The following is a 20,395-nucleotide window of genomic DNA, read 5'->3' on the forward strand; positions in this document are numbered from 1 at the left end:
CGGCGGTGCCGACTGCACCGCCGATTGCCGTTTTCCTCCCCGTTTCCACCGCCGTGCCAGCACGCAATCGCAGCCGCGCGCGCCCAAGCGCGTTCGCCGGTTCTGTGCAAGAATCCGCGCGTTTCCGCGCCTCAACCAACAACGACACGCGCGGACGTCCCTATCAGGAAACGAGGAGCTCAAGTTGATTCAGCGCATTTCCCGCTTTTTCACGCAGGTGGTTCACCGCGTGTTGCCCGACCCGTTGATTTTCGCGATCCTGCTGACGATCGTCACGTTTGCGCTCGCGTTCGGCCTGACGCCGAATACGCCCGCGCAGCTCACGACGATGTGGGGTTCGGGTTTCTGGAACCTGCTCGCGTTCTCGATGCAGATGGTGATGATTCTCGTCACCGGCCACGCACTCGCGAGTTCGCCGCCCGTGAAGCGCATGCTCGTCGCACTCGCGAGCACCGCACGCACGCCGGGGCAGGGCGTGATGCTCGTTGCGTTCGTCGGCGCGCTCGCCTGCGCGATCAACTGGGGCTTCGGCCTCGTGCTCGGCGCCATGCTCGCGCGCGAAGTGGCGCGCCGTGTCGCCGGCAGCGATTACCGGCTGCTCGTGGCGTCCGCATACATGGGCTTCCTGAGCTGGCACGGCGGATTGTCGGGTTCGGTGCCGCTCGTCGCGGCCACGAAGGGCAATCCGATGGAGAAGACCATCGGGCTGATTCCCGTGTCGCAGACGATCTTCACCGGTTACAACGCGTTCATCACGATCGGCCTGATCGTGATGCTGCCGTTTCTCGCGCGCATGATGATGCCGAAGCCCGGCGACGTCGTCAGCGTCGATCCGGCGCTGCTCGCCGAACCGCCGAGCGTCGAGCGCCAGCTCGGGCCCGACGCGACGTTCGCGGAGCGGATGGAGGAGAGCCGCGCATTGTCGGTCCTCGTCGCGGCGCTGTGCGCGGCGTTCCTCGTGCTGAAGTTCGTGCAGAAGGGCTTCGCGCTCGACATCGACACCGTGAACCTCGCATTCCTCGCGGCCGGCATCCTGCTGCACCGGACGCCGATGGCCTATGCGCGCGCGGTGGCCGGCGCGGCGCGCGGCGCGTCGGGGATCATGATCCAGTTCCCGTTCTATGCGGGCATCCAGGCGCTGATGGATCACTCGGGGCTCGCGGGCGTGATCACGAAGTGGTTCGTCGATATCGCGAACGTGCACACGTTCCCGCTGCTCGCGTTCCTGAGCTCGGCCGTGATCAACTTTGCGGTGCCGTCCGGCGGCGGCCACTGGGTCGTGCAGGGCCCGTTCGTGATGCCGGCGGCTCAAGCGCTCGGCGCCGATCTCGGCAAGGCCGCGATGGCGATCGCGTACGGCGAGGCGTGGACCAACATGGCGCAGCCGTTCTGGGCGCTGCCCGCGCTGGCGATCGCCGGGCTCGGCGTGCGCGACATCATGGGGTATTGCGTGACGACGCTGCTGTTCTCGGGCGTCGTCTTCATTGCGGGGATGTATCTGTTCTGACGCAGTAGGGCGCGATGCGGGCGGCGTTTGACGCGCGCATCGCGCCGGCTTGAATGGCGCGGGCGGTCAACCGTGCGACCGCGCGTCGGCATGCTCGTGCCCATGACGCAGCGCCATGCTCGCAAACGCCGCGACGACGAGCGCGGCCGCCAGCAGCGTCAGCCCGTTCTTCGCATTGCCGGTGGCCTGTTCGATCGCGCCGACGACGGTCGGCCCGACGAAGCCGCCGAGCAACCCGCACGTATTCACGAGCCCGAGCCCGCCGGCCAGCGCGCTGCCGGCGAGCCGCGACGCGGGAAAGGTGAACACGATCGATTGCACGACGAAGAACATCGACGCGGCCACGCACACGCAGGCAAGCCCGGCGACAGGCGACACATGCGCGGCGCCGACCATTCCGGCCGCCATCACGACCAGCCCCGCGCACAGCATCCGCCGTGAATGCCGCGACTCTCGCGCGAAGCGCGGCAGGGTCCCGGCCCCGATCGCTGCGGCGAGCCACGGTAGTGCGGTCAGCAATCCGACTGCGAACGGCGAGAAGCGCCCCGACGCGCCGATGATGCCCGGCAGGAAGAAGATCACCGTGTAGATCGTCAGTTGATGGCAGAAGTACACGAAGATCGCGAGCCAGATCTGCGGATCGCGCAGCGCGGAACCGAACGCATGGCCGCCGTGCGCGGCGACGCCCGCATCCTGTTCCGCGGCCAGCGTGCGCTCGAGCGCACGGCCGGTTTCCGCGGAGAGCCATGGCGCGGCGCTCGGGCGGTCCGGCAAGCGCGTCCACACGACGAACGCGAGCAGGATCGCCGGGATGCCTTCGACGACGAACAGCCATTGCCAGCCGTGGAAGCCGAGCGTGCCGTCGAGTTCGATCAACGCGCCGGCCAGCGGCCCGCCGACGATGTTGGCGATGCACACGCCGAGCAGGAAGTAGCCGGTTGCGCGCGCCCGCTCTTCGCGGCCGAACCAGTACGTCAGGTACAGCATCACGCCGGGAAACAGGCCGGCCTCGGCGGCACCGAGCAGCAGGCGCATCACGTAGAACGACGTTTCGCCGCGGACGAACGCCATGGCGACCGACAGTGCGCCCCAGGTGATCATGATGCGCGTGATCCAGAAGCGCGCGCCGACGCGATGCATGACCAGATTGCTCGGGATCTCGAAGAGCGCATAGGTCAGGAAGAACAGGCCCGCGCCGAGCCCGTACGCGGCCGATGAAATGCCGAGATCGACGCCCATCGAGTGTTTGGCGAACGCGATGTTGGTGCGGTCGAGGAAACTGATCACGTAGGCGGCGATCAGCAGCGGCATCAGTTTGCGGAACAGCAGCCGGTTCAGCGACGCGCTTGCGTCGCCGGTGGCGGACGGCAGGGCCTGGGCTTGATGTGTGGACATGCGGACGACTCCGGTAAGGGCGAACCGGCGCGCGCGGCAAGCACGGCGCGCCGCGTTCGGCAGATGCCGCTGCGACGTGCGCAGCGGATGGGCAGACGACGGAGCCGCGCCGGCGGCGCTCGAACGGAGCGGGGCGATGATGGGCGTCCTGGCGCCGGCCGGCTGCGACCGGCGCCTTGTCACTGCGCTTGCGGGTCCTGGTGTTGGGTCGCGAAGCGGCGATCAGAAATTCACCGCGTCGCCCCCCTTGAGTGCGAGCATCGCGCGCGCCTCGGCCGGCGTCGCGATGTCCAGCGACAGGCCTTCGAGCACCTGCCGCATCTTCAGTACCTGCGCGGCGCTCGATTCCGCGAGCTGGCCGGGCGCGATCCACAGCGAATCCTCGAGCCCGACGCGCACGTTCGCGCCCTGCGCGGCGCCGATCGTCGCGAGCGGAATCTGGTTGCGGCCGGCACCGAGGATCGACCAGACGTAGTCGGCGCCGAACAGGCGGTCGGCCGTGCGGCGCATGTGCATCAGGTCTTCCGGGTGCGCACCGATCCCGCCGAGCAGGCCGAACACGCTTTGCACGAAGAACGGCGGCTTCGCGAGTCCGCGGTCGACGAAATGCGCGAGGTTGTACAGGTGCGAGATGTCGTAGCACTCGAATTCGAAACGCGTGCCGTTCGCGCCGCAGCGCGTGAGGATCGTTTCGATGTCGGCGAAGGTGTTCTTGAACACGAGGTCGCGGCTCTTCTCCAGATGTTCGCGTTCCCACGGATGCTTCAGCTCGCGGAAGCGCTCGAGCATCGGGTACAGCCCGAAGTTCATCGAACCCATGTTCAGCGACGCGACCTCGGGCTGGAAATGCAGCGCAGGCTGCAGCCGCTCGTCGACCGTCATGTGCGGGCTGCCGCCCGACGTCAGGTTGATCACGGCATCCGTCTGCGCCTTGATGCGCGGCAGGAATTCGGCGAACACGGCAGGATTCTGGGTCGGCTTGCCGTCGGACGGATTGCGGGCGTGCAGGTGCAGGATCGCCGCGCCGGCCCGGGCAGCCGCGACGGCGGCCGTCTCGATCTCGTGCGGCGTCACGGGCAGGTACGGCGACATCGAAGGCGTATGGATCGCGCCGGTCGGCGCACAGGTGATGATGACTTTGCGAGCGTTTGCCATGGAGGGAATCCCTTCGGTGAGCGATGCAGGAGGCGTCAGAGCACTTCGACGTTGCCGCAGACGGAGATCGCCTGTCCGGTGATCCCGTGTCCGCCGGGCGAGCACAGGAACAGTGCGGTCGCGGCGATCTCGGCCGGATCGGTCATGCGCCGCAGCGAGATCTTCTCCAGATAGCGCTTTTCCATCTCGTCGTAACTGACGCCGAGCTGCTGCGCGCGCGCATCGATCACGCGGCGCATCCGGGGGCCCCGCACGATGCCGGGCTGGATCGCGTTCACGCGGATGCCGAGCGGCCCGAGTTCGATCGCGAGGCTTTTCACGAGGCCGACCACGGCCCACTTGGTCGCCGCGTAGGGTGTGCGGAACGCATATCCGAGCCGACCCGCCACCGACGACAGCGCGATGATGGCGCCGCCGTGTTTCGATTCGCGCAGAAGCGGCACCGCGCGGCGCGCAAACTGGAACTGCGCGTTCAGGTTGATCGCGACCGTCTGCTCCCACTGCGCGGGATCGATTTCGTCGATGCCGCCGGTCGGGCCGGCGATGCCAGCGTTGTTGACGAGTACGTCGAGGCCGCCGAGCGTGGCCGATACGTCGTCGAACACCCGTGCGACGGCAGCCGGATCGGATACGTCGGCCAGCGTCGCACCGATCGCGCTTGCTCCGGCGCGCGGCGGCCGGTCGGCGAGCGCGGCGATCGCGGCCTGCGACGCGTCGCAGACATGCACACGCGCGCCGCACTCCGCGAACGCGTCCGCGATGTCGAGACCGATGCCCGAGGCACCGCCCGTCACGAGGACGCGCAGGCCGTCATAGGGTTTCAGCAGGTCGGAAGCTGTCATGCCGGGTTGTCTCCATCGTTGATGTTGTCGGATGCGGCCGCCCGCGATCGGCGATCGCGGCAAGCGGCCGCTATGGCTTCGCGTTCGCGGTGCGCGGGGTCTGTTCGGCACGCAGCGTCTCGGCAAGGTCGTGCGCGGCACCGCCGATGTCGAGTGCGATGCCGGCCCGTACGCCCGTGCCGTCGCGCCGCTCGAGCGCATCGACGATCGCACGGTGCGCATCCATCGAGCGCCGCATATGCGGGATGTCGAGCGCGACCATGTTGAGGAACGGCCCGACGCGCATCCACAGGTTCTCGACGATCGCGAGCGTGCTTTCGCTCGCGCCGTGTGCGTAGATCGCGCTGTGGAAGGCGAAGTTGCTTTGCAGGTAAGCGCGCGACCGGCCGGCCTCGACGTGTGCCTGCATCGTCTCGCAGGTCTTGCGCACGCCGGCGATCTGCGCATCGGTCATTCGGGCGCATGCGCGTTCGGCAATGCAGCCTTCGAGCGCGATTCGCACGTCGCGCAGTTCGTCGAGCATGTCGAGCGTCATCGGCGGCACGACGAGCGCGCGGTTCGGGCCGTCGACCAGTGCGCGTTCGGCGCGCAGCCGCGTGAGCGCGGCACGCACGGGCATCGTCGACGAACCGACCGCCTCCGCGACGCTGCGCAGGCTCAACGCCTGTCCGGGCGCGAAACGGCCGCTCATCAGCGCTTCGCGCAGTTGCTGGTAGACCTTGTCGGCCATCGTTTCCTGTTCGATGGCTTTGAGGGCGGGCGGGACGATACGTGGCGCCAAGGCGGGTTCTCCTGGGTTTGATCTGCGATCTGTGATCACACTTGCGATGTGCGAAGTGTGGTCGCGGGAGGGCGTGGAGTCAAGGCGAACGGGATCGGGGAAAACGAGGGGGCAGGCGAAGGGCTGGCTGACCGGTACGGCCATGACTTCCATTTGTTCCAGGCCATTCGATATGGGGCGGCCGCAATCGACACTGTTTCTTACGGGTTGGGGACTGCGGAGCCGCGGCGGGGGCGCTTGCACGGGACAGATTCAAACGTTGCAGGCTGTCAGCCGTTCGTTGCTTGGCGAGCGAAAGGCGCTATGTTATAAAGGCGCCGAGAGCGAGCCTGGCATACCTTCGAACAACGGATCACATTCGCAGTACCAAGAAAAATCATGGATAAACAGGGGTATATCGAGGGTGAGGACACGCGCGTGCGGGTCCTGTTTCATGTGACCGATTTCGGCAACGGCGGGATCGAATCGTCCCTGATCCAGTGGCTGCGGATCCTCGACCGCCAGCGTTTCCGCGCGGTCCTGTCGATTACGTACGCGTCGCCGATGCTGGCCCAGCGCTTTCGCGCGCTGATCCCGGCAGACATCCCGATCGAGATCCTGGTGCGTCCGCAGTGGCTGAGCTACTTCCAGGATCGCCGTCACGCGCACAAGCTCGGCAAGGCGGGCCGGATCGCGCGCGATCTTCACGGTGCGCTCGCGGTGCGCCCTCACATCGCGCGGCGCGTTGCCGAACTCGCGCGCAACGTGGACGTCATCGTCGACTACGACCTGTCGCTGCGGCGCCTGGCCGGCCGGTTCGGGGTGGCCTGGATCGGCGTCAACCACTTCAGCTTCGTTGCACGGCTCGGCGGCCAGGGCCGCCGCGTGCGCCGCCTGCTCGACCAGTACAGCCGCTACGACAGCATTGCCGCGCTGAACCCGCAGATGGGCGACGAAGCCGACCGGATGTTCGGCGACCGCTTGCAACAGGTGACGGTCCTGCCCAACGCCATCGACATCGACGCGATTCGCGCAAACGCGACGGCGCCGCGCCCGGCACTGCCCGGCGGGGTCCCGTACATCGTCTCCGTCGCACGTCTCGACGAGCTCCAGAAAGATCACCGCACGTTGCTGCGCGCGTATGCGCAACTCGTCGCGCAGCGCGACGTGCCCGAGCATCTCGTGCTGGCCGGCGACGGCGCGCACCGCGATGAGCTCACACGTCTGGCGGCTGCGCTCGGCATCGGTGCGCGGGTGCATTTCATGGGGCAGATGGACAACCCGCATCCGTTGATGGCGGGCGCGTCGATTCTGGTCCTGAGCTCGAAGAACGAAGGGATGCCGATGGTGCTGATCGAGGCGCTCGCGCTCGGCAAGGCGATCGTGTCGACGGACTGCCCGACCGGGCCGCGCGAGATTCTCGATCACGGTCGCGCGGGGCTGCTGGTGTCGGTCGGCGACGTCGACGCGCTGGCCAATGCGATGGCGCAGTTGCTGTCCGACGATGTGCTGCGGGCGGATCTCGCCGCGCGTTCGTTCGATCGCGCAGCATGCTTCGGCATCGCGGAAAGCAACCGGCGGCTCGACGCATGCATCGATGCGATTCGCGTGAAACGGGCGGGCCAGCTTCGCCAGCACGCGCACACGAGGGTGCAGCGCGCCGGCTGACCGCTGGCGCGTGGGTGCCACGCGCCCCGCCATGCGCGGGGCGCGCGCGGTTTACCGCACCGGCTCGTCGTTCAGCGTGCCGAGGAACGCTTCGATATCCTTGATATCCTGCGCCGTCATCGCGGGCTTGTCGCCAGGCTTGCGGTCGAACGGCGCATCGGTCACGTCGACGTTCGCACGATATTTCGGCGGGATGTCGTCGTACTCGTCGATCTTCCCGTCCGCGCCGCGCGAATAGAACTTCTGCGGCGAGATGCTGCGCTCGTTGTAGAACGCCATCACCTGGTCGAGCGTGTGGAACACGCCGTTGTGGAAGAACACGTGGCGCGTCGCCGCGTTGCGCAGCGTCGGTGTCAGGAACATCGCGCAATACTGCGTCTGGTCCTTCAGGTCGTCGCGGAACGGCCCGCACACGCCGAGATCGTAGAACGCCGGGTTGCGGTTCTGCGCCAGTTCCTGGTTGCGCGGCGCGCCGAGCGCCTCGTACTGGTAATCGGTAAACATCGGCGGCAGCCCGTCCTTGCCGGGCTTCGACAGGTGGCAGCCCGCGCAATTCGCCTTGTCCGGATCGTTGAACAGGCGCAGCCCGCGCAGTTCGGCCTGCGTGAGACGTGCACGGCCTTCGAGCCAGCGGTCGTACTTGCTGTTGTACGGGTGGAACGACGGATCCTCGACCTGGTAGCGCGCGATCGCGAACATCGCTTCCGACACCGCGAGCTGCGGGCTGTCGAACACGCGCGCGCCGAACAGTTGCTCGAGCTGCGCGCGGTGCGACGACTGCGCGAGCTTGTGCGCGACGTCGTCGATGCTCGCATTCGCCATCTCGACCGGATTCAGCAGCGGGCCGAACGCCTGCTGCTGCAACGTATCGGCGCGGCCATCCCAGAACATCCCGCCCTGCGGCACGAGCTGCGGCGCGGCCGACGTGCCGGCCACCTTCTGCGCCTTGACGACGCCGGCCGCCGACGCGGCCTGTTGCGCGACGGTCGGTGCGGCGTCGTTTTCACCGGCATCGGGGCCGATGCTGAAGTTCGGCTGGCGGTACAGGTACATCAGCGACGGCGGCGGTCGATAGCCCTGCTGCGTCATCGCGAGGCCGCCCGGCTGCACGTCGAGCGCGTTGGGCGGGCCGTACGCATGATCGGGGCTGTGGCACGACGCGCACGACTGCTTGCCCGATGCGGACAGCGACGGATCGGCGAACAGCGCGCGGCCGAGCTGTGCGACCGCCGACAGCGGCTGCGCGGCGGGCCGCTGCAGCACGACCGGATGCGGGTTCGCGCCCGTCCAGTCGGCGACGACGGTGCCGATCGCCGCGGGCACCTGCGCGGGGAACGCGATCGCGAACGCACCGTAGCCGAGCACGGCGGCGCCGATCACGAACGCCGCGCGGCGCAGGAGGCGGGAAGGCGTGCGGGTGCCGGTGGTGTCGGGGGACGGGAACGCGGGGCGAGCTGTCATGCTGTCGGTCGGAAATCGGGCGCCGCACGAAGCGGCGCAATAAATGGAAACGGCCGGCGCGTGATGCGCCGGCCATGCGGTCACGACGTACCGGTCAGATCGCCGGTGCCGCGCTCAATGCGGTGCCGAGCGTCGGGTCGAGATACAGCGGCGTCGTGTTCGGCTTCGACGTGAAGTCGAACAGGCTGCGCAGGTCGCCCGCCGTTGCATCGAACGAACCGCCGCCGATGCGCTGGCCGCCGAGCCAGTTGTCCTCGATGAAGCGCACGACGGACGACTGGTCGATCATCGTGTGGTCGACGTAGTTCTGCTTCGCGTACGGCGAGATCACGATCAGCGGAATGCGCACGCCCGGGCCGCAGCGGCCGTTCACGGTCGCGCCGTTCACGCCGGTGGTGCCGCCCGTGCCGCACTTGCCGCTGCCGTTGACCTGGTCGACCGGGTCCGACGACGCGCGCGTCGGCGCCGTGTACACGTGGTCGTACCAGCCGTCCGAGTCGTCATAGGTGACGATCACGGCCGTGTTCTGCCAGTCCGGCTGCTGCTGCAGGAAGTTGACGACCTTCGTCACGAACGCCTGCTCGTCGAGCGGATCCGAATAGCCTGCGTGCGCGTCCTGTGCGGCCGGGGCCTTCAGGTAGCTGACCGACGGGAAGTTGCCGGCCTTCACGGCGGCGAAGAAGTCGTCCGTGTCGTACTGGTGGTTCGCGGGTTCGGCGGTCTTGCCGTCGGTCTGCAGGCTCGAGCCGATCGCTGCGACCGAGCTCGGGCGCGTGTGCTGCGGGTTCGCGGTCGACGCGTAGTACTGGAACCAGTTGTGGTGCGGGATGTAGTCGGACGTCGCGGCGTTCACGGCGGTAGCGACCGTGCTGCGGGCGCAGCCCGTGGTGCCGTTGCCGTTCGTCGCCGACAGGTTGAAGCCGCCCATGAAGCCGCCCCACGTGATCTTCGCGCCGTTCAGCAGGTCGCCGATGTTCTTGCCCGCCATCATCGCCTGGTCGGTCGTGCTCGAGCACACGTCGTAGCCCGGATCGACGTCGTTGATCATCGTGAAGCCGCCCTGGCCGTCATTGATGTAGTACGAGCTTTTCGCGAGCGTCGACGGCTGTGCGGACGTCTTGACGACCTGCATCCCGTTGGTCTGGCCCGACACGACGTTCAGCGCGCCCGGCGTCGACGGGCCGTACGACGTCGTGTACGTGTTGTCGCTCATCGCGAAGCGCTGCGCGTAGTTCCACAGCGCGGTCACGGTGTTGCCGTCGAAGTAGCCCATCACCTGGCCCTTCGTGCCGAACGCGCCGGCGCCGCCGGACGAGCCCTTGCCGGTGTATTTCGGGAACAGGTCGGCGAGGCCGTTGTCCTCGGCCTGCTGCTCGGCCGTGTACGCATGGTTCTGGTCGGCGGTCGCGGCCTGCGTACGGTCGAGGCGGAACGGGTTCGCCGCGTCGGTGCCGTTGGCGGTGTTCGTGAAGTTCGGGTTCGCGGTGAGCAGCGTGCCCGTCAGGCCGTTGGACGTCGGCGTGCCGGACTTCGCGTTGAACGCCGGTTCGCCCGACGGGTTCGTCGCGTTCGGGTAGGTGCCGAAGTAGTGGTCGAACGAGATGTTTTCACCGTAAATCACGACGACGTGCTTGATCGGCGTGGCGGTCTGCAGCGCATCCTGCGACGACACGGCGGGCGTCGACGTCGGATCGCTGCCGCCGCAGGCGAACAGCGCCAGCGCTGCGGCAGCGCAGGCGGTGACGAGCAAGGCTTGACGGAACATCGGGAAACTCCAGGTAAGGTCTTCGATGGTGGAGAACGGCCCCGTCGCCGTGTCGGTTCGGCGCGGAGCTCGTGAGAGAGCACGCGCATTGAAACAGTCGCGTATGAAGATATGGGGACGGAGTGATTTCGCATCGATTGCGCTGCGGTATCGATTTCATTACGGCGGAATGCGGTGCGAAAGAGAAAGGAAAGGGGCAGACCGCATGCCACCTTGGCGTCACATTCCGCGGCGCGCGGGGCCGCTGCCGTGGATGCCGCGCGGGGCGGGCGAAAGGGCGCCTTTGCCCCGTTTGCGCACGATGCGACGCGGCACCGGCTTTTTGACAATCGGATGACGGATTCGTAGGATGAAAACCCTGCGGCGACGAATTCGCGTGGCCGACCGTCAGCGAGTATTCATCGTGCCGATCCCCGTTTTGTTTGCCGTTCTGTGTGCGGCGTTCCTGCATGCGTCATGGAACGCGCTCGTCCGCAGCAGCGGCGACCGGCTGCGGTCGGCCACGGTGCTGCAGATCGCGATCGGGCTGTTCGCGCTGCTGTTCCTGCCGGCCGCCGCGCCGATCACGCCCGCGAGCTGGCTTTATGTCGTCGCATCGGCCGTGCTCCACGTCGTGTACACGCTGCTGCTGGTGCGCGCATACGAGCACGGCGACCTGACCGTCGCGTATCCGGTCGCGCGCGGCACTGCGCCGCTGCTCGTCACGCTCGGCGCGGCGGCGTTCGCGGGCGAGCACCTGAATGCGGGCGCGCAAGCCGGGCTCGTGCTGATCTGCGCGGGCATCATGGCGATCGGCCTGGAGCGCGGGCGCGGCGCGAAGCACCGGATGATGCAGGTGCTGCCGACCGCGTTCGCGACCGGCGTGTCGATCGCGGCCTACAGCGTGGTCGACGGGATCGGCGTGCGGGAAAGCGGCAACACGGTCGGCTATACCGCGTGGATGTTCGTGCTGACGGGCGCGATGATGGCCGCGTACTACCGGCTGCGGGCGGGGCCGCTGCGGCTGACGCAGGATGTCGGCGAAACGGCGAAGGCTGCATGCGGCGGCGTGTTCGCGGCGCTCGCGTACGGCATCGTGATCTGGGCGATGGATCGCGCGCCGATGGGGCCGGTGTCGGCGCTGCGGGAAACGAGCGTGGTGTTCGCGGCGCTGATCGCTCGCGTGTATCTCGGCGAGCGGCTGACGCCGCGCCGGGCGGCCGGCTGCATCGTGATCGCGGCGGGGGCGTTGCTGATCAGCGCGTTTGAAGCGGTGCGGTGAGCGGGCCGGCGGGGTGCGCGGCCCGCGGCTTCAGCCCTCGACCGGCATCGCACTCGTGCACTTGATCTCGTCGAGGCACACGCTCGAATGCACGCCGCTCACACCGGGCGTTCGCATCAGCGTCTCGAGCAGGAACTGCGACAAGCCCTTCAGGTCGTGTGCGACGACCTTCAACACGTAGTCGATGTCGCCCGTCACGGAAAAACACTCCTGGATCTGCGCGAGATCGGACACCAGTTTCTGGAACTTCGACAGGTCGCGGATATGCCCGCGCTCCATCGTCACGTGCACGAAAGCGGTGACGCCAAAACCGAGCGTGTCGGGGCACAGCCGGGTTTCGTAGCGACGGATCGCGCCGATCTCCTCCAGCCGCCGGTGGCGGCGCAGCGTTTGCGCGGGCGACAGGCCGACGGCCTTCGCCAGATCGAGGTTCGACGCGCGGCCGTTCTCCTGCAGGATCGAGAGCAAGTGGCGATCGAGGCGATCTAGAACCGGTTCATGCATTTTTGTTTCCTTATCTGTCTCCTGGATGCAATCTTATCTCATAATGTAGGGTTTGCATGAACGGGTTACGAAACCCGATTTCGTCGTCGCGACGCTAAACTGACGCCGGATTTTCGTGTGCGAACGCAGCAATGCGGGCGCGGCGACTGTCGGCGGCCGGTCTGGCGGGCACGCCGACACGATTCGGGCGCCGCCACGCGAAGATTGCAGTCCCCAACCCGGCGGCTCCACGAACGGCCCCGGCACAGCAAAACAGCGCCCGGCACACCGAGGCGCGCCGCACCGCTTCAGGCGGAGGCGGACAGAGTGGAGAAGACATGGTTTCTGGAAACGAGAGCGACGGCCTGAAGCGCGGGCTGAAGAACCGGCACATCCAGCTGATTGCGCTCGGCGGCGCGCTCGGCACGGGGCTGTTCCTCGGCATCGCGCAGACCATCAAGATGGCGGGCCCGTCCGTGCTGCTCGGCTACGGGGTGGCCGGCATCATTGCGTTCTTCATCATGCGCCAGCTCGGCGAAATGGTCGTCGACGAGCCTGTCGCCGGCTCGTTCAGCTACTTCGCCAACAAGTACGTCGGCCACTTCACCGGCTTCCTGTCCGGCTGGAACTACTGGGTGCTGTACATCCTCGTCAGCATGGCCGAGCTGTCGGCCGTCGGGATCTACGTGCAGTACTGGTGGCCCGGCGTGCCGACCTGGGTGTCGGCGCTGGTGTTCTTCGTCGCGATCAACCTGCTCAACCTGGCGAGCGTGAAGTCGTACGGCGAGACGGAATTCTGGTTCTCGATCATCAAGGTTGCCGCAATCGTCGGCATGATCGGCTTCGGCGGCTGGCTGCTCGCGAGCGGCCACGCCGGGCCGGAGGCCACCGTGCGCAACCTGTGGCAGCACGGCGGCTTCTTCCCGAACGGCGTGTCGGGGCTCGTGATGTCGATGGCGGCGATCATGTTCTCGTTCGGCGGGCTGGAGCTGATCGGGATCACCGCGGCCGAGGCCGATGATCCGAAGCGCAGCATTCCGCGTGCGACCAACCAGGTCATCTACCGGATCCTGATTTTCTACATCGGCGCACTCGCTGTGCTGCTGTCGCTGTATCCGTGGGAAAAGGTCGTCAGCGGCGGCAGCCCGTTCGTGCTGATCTTCCATGCGCTGAGCAGCAACGTGGTCGCGAACGTGCTGAACGTCGTCGTGCTGACGGCCGCGCTGTCGGTCTACAACAGCGGCGTGTACAGCAACAGCCGGATGCTGTTCGGCCTCGCGCAGCAGGGTAACGCGCCGAAGGTGCTGTGCTCGGTGAACAAGCGCGGCATTCCGCTCGCCGCGCTCGGCGCGTCGGCGCTCGCGACCGGCGTGTGCGTGCTGATCAACTACTTCATGCCGGGCAAGGCATTCGAGGTGCTGATGGGCCTCGTCGTGTCGGCGCTGATCATCAACTGGGCGATGATTACCCTGATCCACCTGAAGTTCCGCCAGGCGAAGCGCGCGGCCGGGGAGGAGACTTCCTTCCGCAGTCTGGGCTATCCTTTCACGAATTACCTGTGCCTGGCATTCATGGCCGGCATTCTCGTCGTGATGTACCTGACGCCGGATCTCCGCCTGTCGGTGTACCTGATCCCGGTATGGCTCGCGGTGCTCGCGGTCGGGTATCGCTTCCGTCAGAAGAATGCAGGCTATGCGGTGCACGACAGCGCATCCGCACGCTGAAGCAGGCCACGACCGATCATTCTTCCAAACGAGACCGACATAGCCATGTTCGAACACATCGACGCGTACCCGGGCGACCCGATCCTGACGCTCAACGAGAACTTCCAGAAAGATCCGCGCGACCAGAAGGTCAACCTGAGCATCGGCATCTACTTCGACGCCGAAGGCCGGATTCCGGTAATGGGCGCCGTGCGCGAAGCCGAAACCGCGCTGCAGCGCGACAGCAGCGCGAAGCCGTACCTGCCGATGGTCGGCCTGGCCGCATATCGCGACGCCGTTCAGGCGCTCGTGTTCGGCGCCGATCACCCGGCCCGCGCGGCCGGCCGTATCGCGACGCTGCAAACGCTCGGTGGCTCCGGCGCACTGAAGGTGGGCGCCGATTTCCTGAAGCGCTACTTCCCGGATGCGCAGGTATGGCTCAGCGATCCGAGCTGGGAAAACCACCGCTTCATCTTCGAGCGCGCCGGCTTCACGGTGAACACGTACCCGTACTACGACGAGGCGACGGGCGGCCTGAAGTTCGACGCGATGCTCGCGGCGATCGACGCGCTGCCGGCGCGCAGCATCGTGCTGCTGCACGCGTGCTGCCATAACCCGACCGGTGTCGACCTCGACGAAGGCCAGTGGGAGAAGCTGATCGACGTGATCGAGGCGCGCGGGCTGCTGCCGTTCGTCGACATGGCGTACCAGGGCTTCGGCGCGGGCCTCGACGCGGACGCCTTCGCGGTGCGCGAACTGGCCCGCCGCGGCGTGCCGGCGCTGGTCGCGAACTCGTTCTCGAAGAACTTCTCGCTGTACGGCGAGCGCGTGGGCGGCCTGAGCGTCGTCTGCGAGGATCCCGCCGCGGCCGACCGCGTGCTCGGCCAGCTGGCCGGCGCCGTGCGCTCGAACTACAGCAACCCGCAAACCTACGGCGCGAAGGTCGTGGCAGCCGTGCTCGGCACGCCTGCGCTGCGCAAGCAGTGGGAAGAGGAACTGGCGGCGATGTGCCGCCGCATCGCACGGATGCGCCAGTCGATCCATGACGGCCTGCGCGACCACGTCAGCGGTGAGGCACTGACGCGCTACGTGAAGCAGCGCGGGATGTTCACGTACACGGGTCTGACCGAATCGCAGGTCGACGCGCTGCGCGAAGTGCACGGCGTGTACATCCTGCGTTCGGGCCGGATGTGCGTGGCGGGCCTGAACGACTCGAACGTCGCCATCGTCGCCGATGCAATCGGCAAGGTGCTGAAGAGCGGCGTCTGATCGCGGCGCGCTCCGGCGCGCCAGCGGCAGGCCGAACCGGCTGTCTCCCGCAAGGGGGCAGCCGGTTTTTTGTTGGGCGACCGCAAGGTGCGTCGCCCGGCTGACGCGGGGGCAGGCGCGGCGGTACGATCACGGGATCGAACATCACTCGAAAGGAGCGACATGGGCATCCGGATCATCCAGCTCGGCACGCCGCGCGCGGCCGGCGAGGGCCTGCGGATCGGCACGGTGCGGCGGCCGCCGCGCGGCGTGCCGAAGGCGGAATTCGCGTCGCGCAACTACTATGATGTATGGCTGCCGACGCTGTCGCCGAGCCCGGAGCTCGTCGCACAGGCGCAGGCCGCCGAAACCGATGCCGAATGGAACGCGTTCCGGCGTCACTTCCGCGCGGAGATGGCGCATGGCGATGCGTCGAAGGTGCTCGACCTGCTGGCGGCGCTGTCGGCGACCACCGCGTTCTCGATCGGCTGTTACTGCGACGACGAACGCCATTGCCACCGCAGCGTGCTGCGCGAACTGCTCGCGGAGCGCGGCGCGGCAATCGAGCCCGACGCGGGCTGAACGCGGTTTGAAGCGGCGTCGCGCAGCCGCGCCGGCACGCTGCTGCGTCGTTATCGTGCGGCGCAGCGAACCGGTTGACGTGGGTCAAGCGCGCGGGCGCGCGCGCCACTATGCTCTTGTCATGGAGCCATCACGACGATGACAGGCCGACAGATGCAGATTGTCTTCCCGCCGGAACCACCCGAATATTGCGCACGCGACCTGGTCGTGGCGTTTTCGGCGCTGGTCGACGGACGTTGCGTGCAGTGCGCGGTCACGGCCGAGGCGCTGGAAGATCATTTCGGCGCGCCGTCGCTGCTCGAACGCGACCTGCTGGCTGCGTTCGAAGCGCACCGGTCGGCGATCGAGGCGATGGCGCGACGCATGCTCGAGGAAATCGGCGGCCGGCCGGTGCTGCTGCACAGCGGCCACTTCCGGCTCGAAGACTGATACCGCAGGAGGGCGCATGACACTGCAGGGCAACATTCACGAACGCGACTGGTCCGTCGAAGTCGAGACGCGCCCGTGCGAATCAGGCGAATTCCGCTGCCGTGTGTCGGTCGAGCATGGCACCGGTGCCGCGCGTTTTCATCACACGTTCGAGCACAGCCACGCGTATCCGACCGAGCGCGAGGCGATGATCGAAGGGCTGCGGGCGGGCATGACGTGGATCGAGATGAAGGCGTCGCAGACCTTCAACGTATGAACCGTCCCGCGCCGACGAAGGCGCGGGCAGACTATCGGCCGGCAGCGATCGAAGCATTCGCGCCGCGCCACGGGCAACACGTGCCGCTGCCTTTCGGTGCGGGCGGCACTTGCAAGGCGGTCGACGAGCGGGCGGCCCCGTCAGGAGACACGACATGGGCGTGGGCATGCAGATCGCCTGCCACGGATTCGCGGGGTCCGCCGCGATCGAAGCCGAAGCCGGCGCGCAGCTGGTCCGGCTGGAACGGTTTCGCGCGCTGATTGGCGGCTGCCATCTCGCCATCGAATCGCGTACCGCCGCCGATGGCGCACGCCAGTACGACGTGCGGCTCGAGCTCGTGATGCACGACACGGCGCTGTGGTCGCTGCCGTCGTGCGTCGGCGGCGACGTGGACGACACGCTGCGCCGTGCGTTCATGCAGGCCGAACAGGCGCTGATCGCATGCCAGGCGGGCGGTGCAAGGGTGGGGCTGCGCAACGCGGCGGCCGGCGGCGCGTTGCGATGATGCATCGCGCGCGGTGCCGGGGCCGTGCGGGTCGCCAGACGCAGTCCGGGTCTGGGTCCGTCAGACCCGTGCGAGGGCTTGCGAGTCGATGATGCGTATGCGCTTGCCGCGCGTTTCGACCAGCGCTTCACGATGGAACCGCGAGAACATCCGGCTCACGGTTTCGAGCTTCATCCCGAGATAGCAGCCGATTTCCTCGCGCGTCATCCGCAAGTTGAATTCCGTCGCCGAATAACCGCGCGCCTCGAAGCGCGACGACAGGTTCAGCAGGAAATGCGCGACGCGTTGCTCGGCCGACATCGTGCCGAGCAGCAGCATCTGGCTCGATTCGCGGACGATCTCGCTGCTCAGCATCTGATAAAGGAAGTGCTGCATCGGCTTGATCTCGCGGCACGCCGCTTCGAGCGCGCCGAACGGGATGATGCACACGACGCTGTCTTCGAGCGCGATCGCGTCGCAGCAGTGCTGGCCGCCGCCGATGCCGTCCATCCCGAGTGTTTCACCGGCGATCTGGAAGCCCGTCACGTGCTCGCGGCCGTCGCGATGCATCATCACCGTCTTGAATGAACCGGCGCGCACCGCATAGATGCTCTGGAACGGATCGTCGGTGCGGAACAGCGCGTCGCCCTGGCGAACCTGCCGGGTCGTGCAGATGATCGCGTCGAGGCGGCCGTATTCGGCCGCGGTCAGGTGCGGCGGCAGGCACATCGAGCGCATCGCGCAGACCGAGCAGCGCGCGGCGGGATGTTTGGCTGCGTCGGCGCGCGTGACCGCGCGAAGCGGAATCGTCGGCCGAGGTGCGATGGGTACGTCGGCGGCGCAGATGGTGGCTGTGGACATGAGTCACTCCGGCTCGTCAGGGGCGGTGCGCGCGGGCGTGCACCAGCGATTCGATGACACGGCATGCAGCGTCGAATTCGACGGTCTTGTCGAAGAAGTAATCGGCTCCGGCCGACGCGCATGCCTCTCTGAATGCCGGCGCCGAGTGATTCGTCAGCACGATCGTGACGATGCGCGGCGCGGCTTTCGACAGCGTCCCGATCAGGTCGAGGCCGCTGCCGTCCGCCAGCCGCAGGTCGACGATCACCACGTCCGCCTGGCTGCTGCGGATATGCGTCCACGCGTCCTGGCCGTCCTCCGCCTCGCCCACGACGGCGACGCCGCGGATCGAGCCGACGAGCAGCGCGATCCGCTGCCGGACGGCGACAGCGTGATCGACGAGAAACACCCGGAGTGCGGCGGGCAACTGGCTGGCATTCATGCCGGCAGTATCGTGTTGCGCCGCCGAAAATGAAATCGGCCGAATTGGAAGTTGATGTAGGCCGCTGCGACGCGTTGTAGGGCGATTCCTACAACGCGTACGGAAAATCGCCGGAGCGGCGCCGAGCTGGGGGTGCCGCGAGCGCGGCCAGCGGGCTGCGCCGCCGAATCAGCCGGCCCGGCGTGCGTCCAGCGCATCGCGCGCCGTGCGGCACGCGGCCAGATCCCACGCGGCACAGCCGACGCTCTTGAACAGCAGCGGCCCGCTGCGGTCGAATGCGCCGCCGAGCACGTCGGCCAGCGACGCGACGGCCTGCCAGTCGACCTGCGCGACGATCAGGTCGCCGGCTTCGTGGCGCGCGCCGGCCGGATCGTCGACCACCAGCCGGCTGGCGCGCACCGTGTTCGCGTCGATCTCGGCCGCGTCCGCGGTGAATGCGCCGACGCCGACCACGAGCCGGCCTTCGCGCGCGGCTTCGCGATAGACGGGCGTACGGCTCGTCGTCAGCGTGACGACGACATCGATCGCATCGGGAATCGCGTCGCCGTCGAGCGGCACGAGACGCGGCGCGTGCGCGCGATGGGCGGCACAGAATGCAGCCGCGCTGTCGGCGCTCGTGCCGCGCACGTGAAGGCGTGCTTCGGGAAAGATCGCGGCGAGCGCTTCTGCGTGATTGGCGGCCTGCTTGCCGGTACCGATCAGCAGGATGTCGCGCGGCGCGGCGCCGTGCAGTGCCTGGATGCCAAGCGCGGTGATGGCCGCCGTGCGGCGTCCGGTGACCGTCGTGCCATCGAGTGCGAAGCGCATCTCGCCGGTGGTCGCGTCGTATGCCGTGACCTGGCCGAGGATCGTCGGCAGCCCGCGCGCACCGTTGCCCGGGCACACGTTCACGAGCTTGTGGGTCGCGAGGTCGCGCGCGCTCGACGGCATCGACAGCATCACGCCGCCGGCCTGCAGCGGCACGACCAGGCGTTCGGGGCTGACGATCTCGCCCGACGCATAGTCGGCGACAGCCTGCCTGAGCGTGGCGAGCAGCGCCGGGTAGTCGAGCAGCGCGGCCGTGTCGGCCGCATCGAAAACGGGAATCGGGGAAAGAGCGGTCATCGTGTACGTCGTATGCGTCGGTGAGCGTGGACGACGGGCGCATGCCGCGCCCGCCACAGGGCTGCCGAATACCGTGACACAGGGCAGTGTGGATCGAATCTATACCACTTGCTGGCCCACCCGCAACCCAGAAAATAAAACGGTTCGCTGTTTTTGGTTCTAATATCTGTCCAGAAGGACCGTCACGGCGTCGATGCCGGCGCGCTCCGGTATAGTGCGAACCCATTCCAGATTCACGCCCGCGACCGGGCAGGAGCAATACGATGATGTCCGCGCGTCCCGACACACCCGAAGGCGGTTTCAGGCCGCTGCAGATCTACGAGCAGGTGGCCGAGAAGATCCGCGACGAAATTCGCGCGGGGCGCTATGCCGCCGAGTCGCGGCTGCCGTCCGAACGCGAGCTCGCGGGGCTGTTCCAGGTCGGCCGGCCGGCCGTGCGCGAGGCGCTCGGCGCGCTGCAGAACGAAGGGCTCGTGTTCACGAAGCGCAATTCGGGCACCTACGTCGTCGCGTCGCCGCTCGACGTGCTCGCGCAGCGCGGTGACACGCACACGGCGTCCGAACCCGATTTCAGCCCGACGTCGACGCTCGACGTGCGGCTGATCCTGGAGCCCGCGATCGCACGCCTCGCGGCCGCGCACGGTCGAGCCGACGCCGGCGCCGAACGCTATCTGGCTCAGATGGAAACCATTACCGACGTCGACGATCCGCATCAGCGCGCGCTGTGGAACGAGAGCGACCGGCTGTTCCACCGGCAGCTCGCGTTGATGACCGGCGATGCGCTGATGGTGAAGATCGCCGACGAAGTCGCGAAGACGATGGACCAGCCGCTGTGGAAACGCCTGAAGGACGACGGCATCTACGATGCGGGCCGGATCCGGCTCTACGTGTCCGAACACCGGTTGATCTACGAGGCGATCGTGTCCGGCGACGCCGACGCGGCGGCGTTCTATGTCGAGCAGCACATCCGCCGCGTGCGGCGCGACATCGCGCCGAAGTGACGGCGCCAG

20 protein-coding genes are annotated in these 20,395 nt (G+C 67.6%); 10 read left to right on the forward strand and 10 right to left on the reverse strand.

The features are described from left to right. The first annotated feature begins 184 nt into the window (after nt 1–184). Nucleotides 185–1,507 (forward strand): TIGR00366 family protein, encoded by a 1,323-nt coding sequence (locus QZM67_RS01630; protein ID WP_089453030.1) that lies wholly within the window; start codon nt 185–187, stop codon nt 1,505–1,507. Nucleotides 1,508–1,573: 66 nt separating this feature from the next. Here the strand turns inward: QZM67_RS01630 and QZM67_RS01635 are convergent, their stop codons facing one another. The 4 genes from QZM67_RS01635 to QZM67_RS01650 all read right to left on the reverse strand — a co-directional run bounded on the left by QZM67_RS01635 (nt 1,574) and on the right by QZM67_RS01650 (nt 5,680). Further along, the gene (locus QZM67_RS01635; RefSeq protein ID WP_301800382.1) at nt 1,574–2,902 is read right to left on the reverse strand and encodes an MFS transporter; all 1,329 of its coding nucleotides are present in this window, start codon (nt 2,900–2,902) and stop codon (nt 1,574–1,576) included. A gap of 222 nt (nt 2,903–3,124) precedes the next feature. Continuing rightward, nucleotides 3,125–4,057, reverse strand: a complete 933-nt coding sequence (locus QZM67_RS01640; RefSeq protein WP_301800383.1) for a 3-keto-5-aminohexanoate cleavage protein — start codon at nt 4,055–4,057, stop codon at nt 3,125–3,127. Between the two features lie 35 nt (nt 4,058–4,092). Further along, nucleotides 4,093–4,899 (reverse strand): SDR family oxidoreductase, encoded by an 807-nt coding sequence (locus QZM67_RS01645; RefSeq protein ID WP_301800384.1) that lies wholly within the window; start codon nt 4,897–4,899, stop codon nt 4,093–4,095. A 70-nt stretch (nt 4,900–4,969) separates the two neighbouring features. Continuing rightward, a complete protein-coding gene (locus QZM67_RS01650; RefSeq protein WP_301800385.1) occupies nt 4,970–5,680 on the reverse strand; it encodes a GntR family transcriptional regulator in 711 nt (236 codons plus the stop codon). Between the two features lie 378 nt (nt 5,681–6,058). On the opposite strand from QZM67_RS01650, the gene QZM67_RS01655 reads away from it, so the two are divergent. Then, nucleotides 6,059–7,327, forward strand: coding sequence for a glycosyltransferase (locus QZM67_RS01655; RefSeq protein WP_301800386.1), 1,269 nt, complete (start codon nt 6,059–6,061; stop codon nt 7,325–7,327). A 51-nt stretch (nt 7,328–7,378) separates the two neighbouring features. Here the strand turns inward: QZM67_RS01655 and QZM67_RS01660 are convergent, their stop codons facing one another. Both QZM67_RS01660 and QZM67_RS01665 read right to left on the reverse strand, forming a co-directional pair. Next, nucleotides 7,379–8,788 carry a cytochrome-c peroxidase gene (locus tag QZM67_RS01660; RefSeq protein WP_301800387.1) on the reverse strand — a complete coding sequence of 470 codons (1,410 nt, stop codon included), beginning with the start codon at nt 8,786–8,788 and terminating at the stop codon, nt 7,379–7,381. 94 nt (nt 8,789–8,882) lie between these two features. Further along, on the reverse strand, nt 8,883–10,553 hold the full coding sequence (locus QZM67_RS01665) for a phospholipase C (RefSeq protein ID WP_301800388.1): 1,671 nt from the start codon (nt 10,551–10,553) through the stop codon (nt 8,883–8,885). 403 nt (nt 10,554–10,956) lie between these two features. Between QZM67_RS01665 and QZM67_RS01670 the strand changes: the two genes are divergently transcribed. Further along, nucleotides 10,957–11,814: an EamA family transporter gene (locus QZM67_RS01670; protein ID WP_175024758.1), complete on the forward strand. Its 858-nt coding sequence runs from the start codon at nt 10,957–10,959 to the stop codon at nt 11,812–11,814. 30 nt (nt 11,815–11,844) lie between these two features. Here QZM67_RS01670 and QZM67_RS01675 read toward each other — a convergent pair whose 3' ends face one another. Continuing rightward, entirely contained in the window at nt 11,845–12,318 is a 474-nt protein-coding gene (locus QZM67_RS01675) for an Lrp/AsnC family transcriptional regulator (protein WP_043183655.1), read from the reverse strand. 317 nt (nt 12,319–12,635) lie between these two features. Between QZM67_RS01675 and QZM67_RS01680 the strand changes: the two genes are divergently transcribed. The 6 genes from QZM67_RS01680 to QZM67_RS01705 all read left to right on the forward strand — a co-directional run bounded on the left by QZM67_RS01680 (nt 12,636) and on the right by QZM67_RS01705 (nt 17,020). Next, nucleotides 12,636–14,021, forward strand: a complete 1,386-nt coding sequence (locus QZM67_RS01680; protein WP_043183656.1) for an amino acid permease — start codon at nt 12,636–12,638, stop codon at nt 14,019–14,021. A gap of 45 nt (nt 14,022–14,066) precedes the next feature. Beyond that, nucleotides 14,067–15,269: an amino acid aminotransferase gene (locus tag QZM67_RS01685; protein WP_043183657.1), complete on the forward strand. Its 1,203-nt coding sequence runs from the start codon at nt 14,067–14,069 to the stop codon at nt 15,267–15,269. A gap of 162 nt (nt 15,270–15,431) precedes the next feature. Then, a complete protein-coding gene (locus tag QZM67_RS01690; protein ID WP_043183658.1) occupies nt 15,432–15,830 on the forward strand; it encodes a DUF488 domain-containing protein in 399 nt (132 codons plus the stop codon). Nucleotides 15,831–15,968: 138 nt separating this feature from the next. Further along, the gene (locus QZM67_RS01695) at nt 15,969–16,259 is read left to right on the forward strand and encodes a DUF1488 domain-containing protein (protein WP_043183659.1); all 291 of its coding nucleotides are present in this window, start codon (nt 15,969–15,971) and stop codon (nt 16,257–16,259) included. Between the two features lie 16 nt (nt 16,260–16,275). Beyond that, nucleotides 16,276–16,515: a UDP-glucose 4-epimerase gene (locus QZM67_RS01700; protein ID WP_089453021.1), complete on the forward strand. Its 240-nt coding sequence runs from the start codon at nt 16,276–16,278 to the stop codon at nt 16,513–16,515. 154 nt (nt 16,516–16,669) lie between these two features. Continuing rightward, nucleotides 16,670–17,020 (forward strand): metal ABC transporter ATPase, encoded by a 351-nt coding sequence (locus QZM67_RS01705; protein ID WP_301800389.1) that lies wholly within the window; start codon nt 16,670–16,672, stop codon nt 17,018–17,020. A 60-nt stretch (nt 17,021–17,080) separates the two neighbouring features. Here QZM67_RS01705 and QZM67_RS01710 read toward each other — a convergent pair whose 3' ends face one another. From QZM67_RS01710 to lhpI, 3 genes are all read right to left on the reverse strand, one after another. Next, nucleotides 17,081–17,860: a helix-turn-helix domain-containing protein gene (locus tag QZM67_RS01710; protein WP_089453019.1), complete on the reverse strand. Its 780-nt coding sequence runs from the start codon at nt 17,858–17,860 to the stop codon at nt 17,081–17,083. Nucleotides 17,861–17,876: 16 nt separating this feature from the next. After that, nucleotides 17,877–18,281, reverse strand: coding sequence for a response regulator transcription factor (locus QZM67_RS01715; RefSeq protein WP_175024741.1), 405 nt, complete (start codon nt 18,279–18,281; stop codon nt 17,877–17,879). A gap of 168 nt (nt 18,282–18,449) precedes the next feature. Then, nucleotides 18,450–19,385, reverse strand: a complete 936-nt coding sequence (lhpI, locus tag QZM67_RS01720) for a bifunctional Delta(1)-pyrroline-2-carboxylate/Delta(1)-piperideine-2-carboxylate reductase (RefSeq protein ID WP_301800390.1) — start codon at nt 19,383–19,385, stop codon at nt 18,450–18,452. A gap of 263 nt (nt 19,386–19,648) precedes the next feature. On the opposite strand from lhpI, the gene QZM67_RS01725 reads away from it, so the two are divergent. After that, nucleotides 19,649–20,386 carry a FadR/GntR family transcriptional regulator gene (locus QZM67_RS01725; protein WP_175024743.1) on the forward strand — a complete coding sequence of 246 codons (738 nt, stop codon included), beginning with the start codon at nt 19,649–19,651 and terminating at the stop codon, nt 20,384–20,386. Nucleotides 20,387–20,395: the final 9 nt, after the last annotated feature.

It is taken from the genome of Burkholderia sp. AU45251 (assembly GCF_030482905.1).
Lineage (GTDB): Bacteria > Pseudomonadota > Gammaproteobacteria > Burkholderiales > Burkholderiaceae > Burkholderia > Burkholderia aenigmatica.

Excerpts from the sequence above, each read along its gene's own strand:
- QZM67_RS01685 (WP_043183657.1), top strand. The coding sequence starts at position 14,067 with ATGTTCGAACACATCGACGCGTACCCGGGCGACCCGATCCTGACGCTC.
- QZM67_RS01690 (WP_043183658.1), top strand. The coding sequence starts at position 15,432 with ATGGGCATCCGGATCATCCAGCTCGGCACGCCGCGCGCGGCCGGCGAG.
- QZM67_RS01660 (WP_301800387.1), bottom strand. The coding sequence starts at position 8,788 with ATGACAGCTCGCCCCGCGTTCCCGTCCCCCGACACCACCGGCACCCGC.
- QZM67_RS01715 (WP_175024741.1), bottom strand. The coding sequence starts at position 18,281 with ATGAATGCCAGCCAGTTGCCCGCCGCACTCCGGGTGTTTCTCGTCGAT.
- QZM67_RS01675 (WP_043183655.1), bottom strand. The coding sequence starts at position 12,318 with ATGCATGAACCGGTTCTAGATCGCCTCGATCGCCACTTGCTCTCGATC.
- QZM67_RS01635 (WP_301800382.1), bottom strand. The coding sequence starts at position 2,902 with ATGTCCACACATCAAGCCCAGGCCCTGCCGTCCGCCACCGGCGACGCA.
- QZM67_RS01645 (WP_301800384.1), bottom strand. The coding sequence starts at position 4,899 with ATGACAGCTTCCGACCTGCTGAAACCCTATGACGGCCTGCGCGTCCTC.
- QZM67_RS01710 (WP_089453019.1), bottom strand. The coding sequence starts at position 17,860 with ATGTCCACAGCCACCATCTGCGCCGCCGACGTACCCATCGCACCTCGG.
- QZM67_RS01705 (WP_301800389.1), top strand. The coding sequence starts at position 16,670 with ATGGGCGTGGGCATGCAGATCGCCTGCCACGGATTCGCGGGGTCCGCC.
- QZM67_RS01665 (WP_301800388.1), bottom strand. The coding sequence starts at position 10,553 with ATGTTCCGTCAAGCCTTGCTCGTCACCGCCTGCGCTGCCGCAGCGCTG.
- QZM67_RS01725 (WP_175024743.1), top strand. The coding sequence starts at position 19,649 with ATGATGTCCGCGCGTCCCGACACACCCGAAGGCGGTTTCAGGCCGCTG.
- QZM67_RS01695 (WP_043183659.1), top strand. The coding sequence starts at position 15,969 with ATGACAGGCCGACAGATGCAGATTGTCTTCCCGCCGGAACCACCCGAA.
- QZM67_RS01655 (WP_301800386.1), top strand. The coding sequence starts at position 6,059 with ATGGATAAACAGGGGTATATCGAGGGTGAGGACACGCGCGTGCGGGTC.
- lhpI (WP_301800390.1), bottom strand. The coding sequence starts at position 19,385 with ATGACCGCTCTTTCCCCGATTCCCGTTTTCGATGCGGCCGACACGGCC.
- QZM67_RS01640 (WP_301800383.1), bottom strand. The coding sequence starts at position 4,057 with ATGGCAAACGCTCGCAAAGTCATCATCACCTGTGCGCCGACCGGCGCG.
- QZM67_RS01680 (WP_043183656.1), top strand. The coding sequence starts at position 12,636 with ATGGTTTCTGGAAACGAGAGCGACGGCCTGAAGCGCGGGCTGAAGAAC.
- QZM67_RS01700 (WP_089453021.1), top strand. The coding sequence starts at position 16,276 with ATGACACTGCAGGGCAACATTCACGAACGCGACTGGTCCGTCGAAGTC.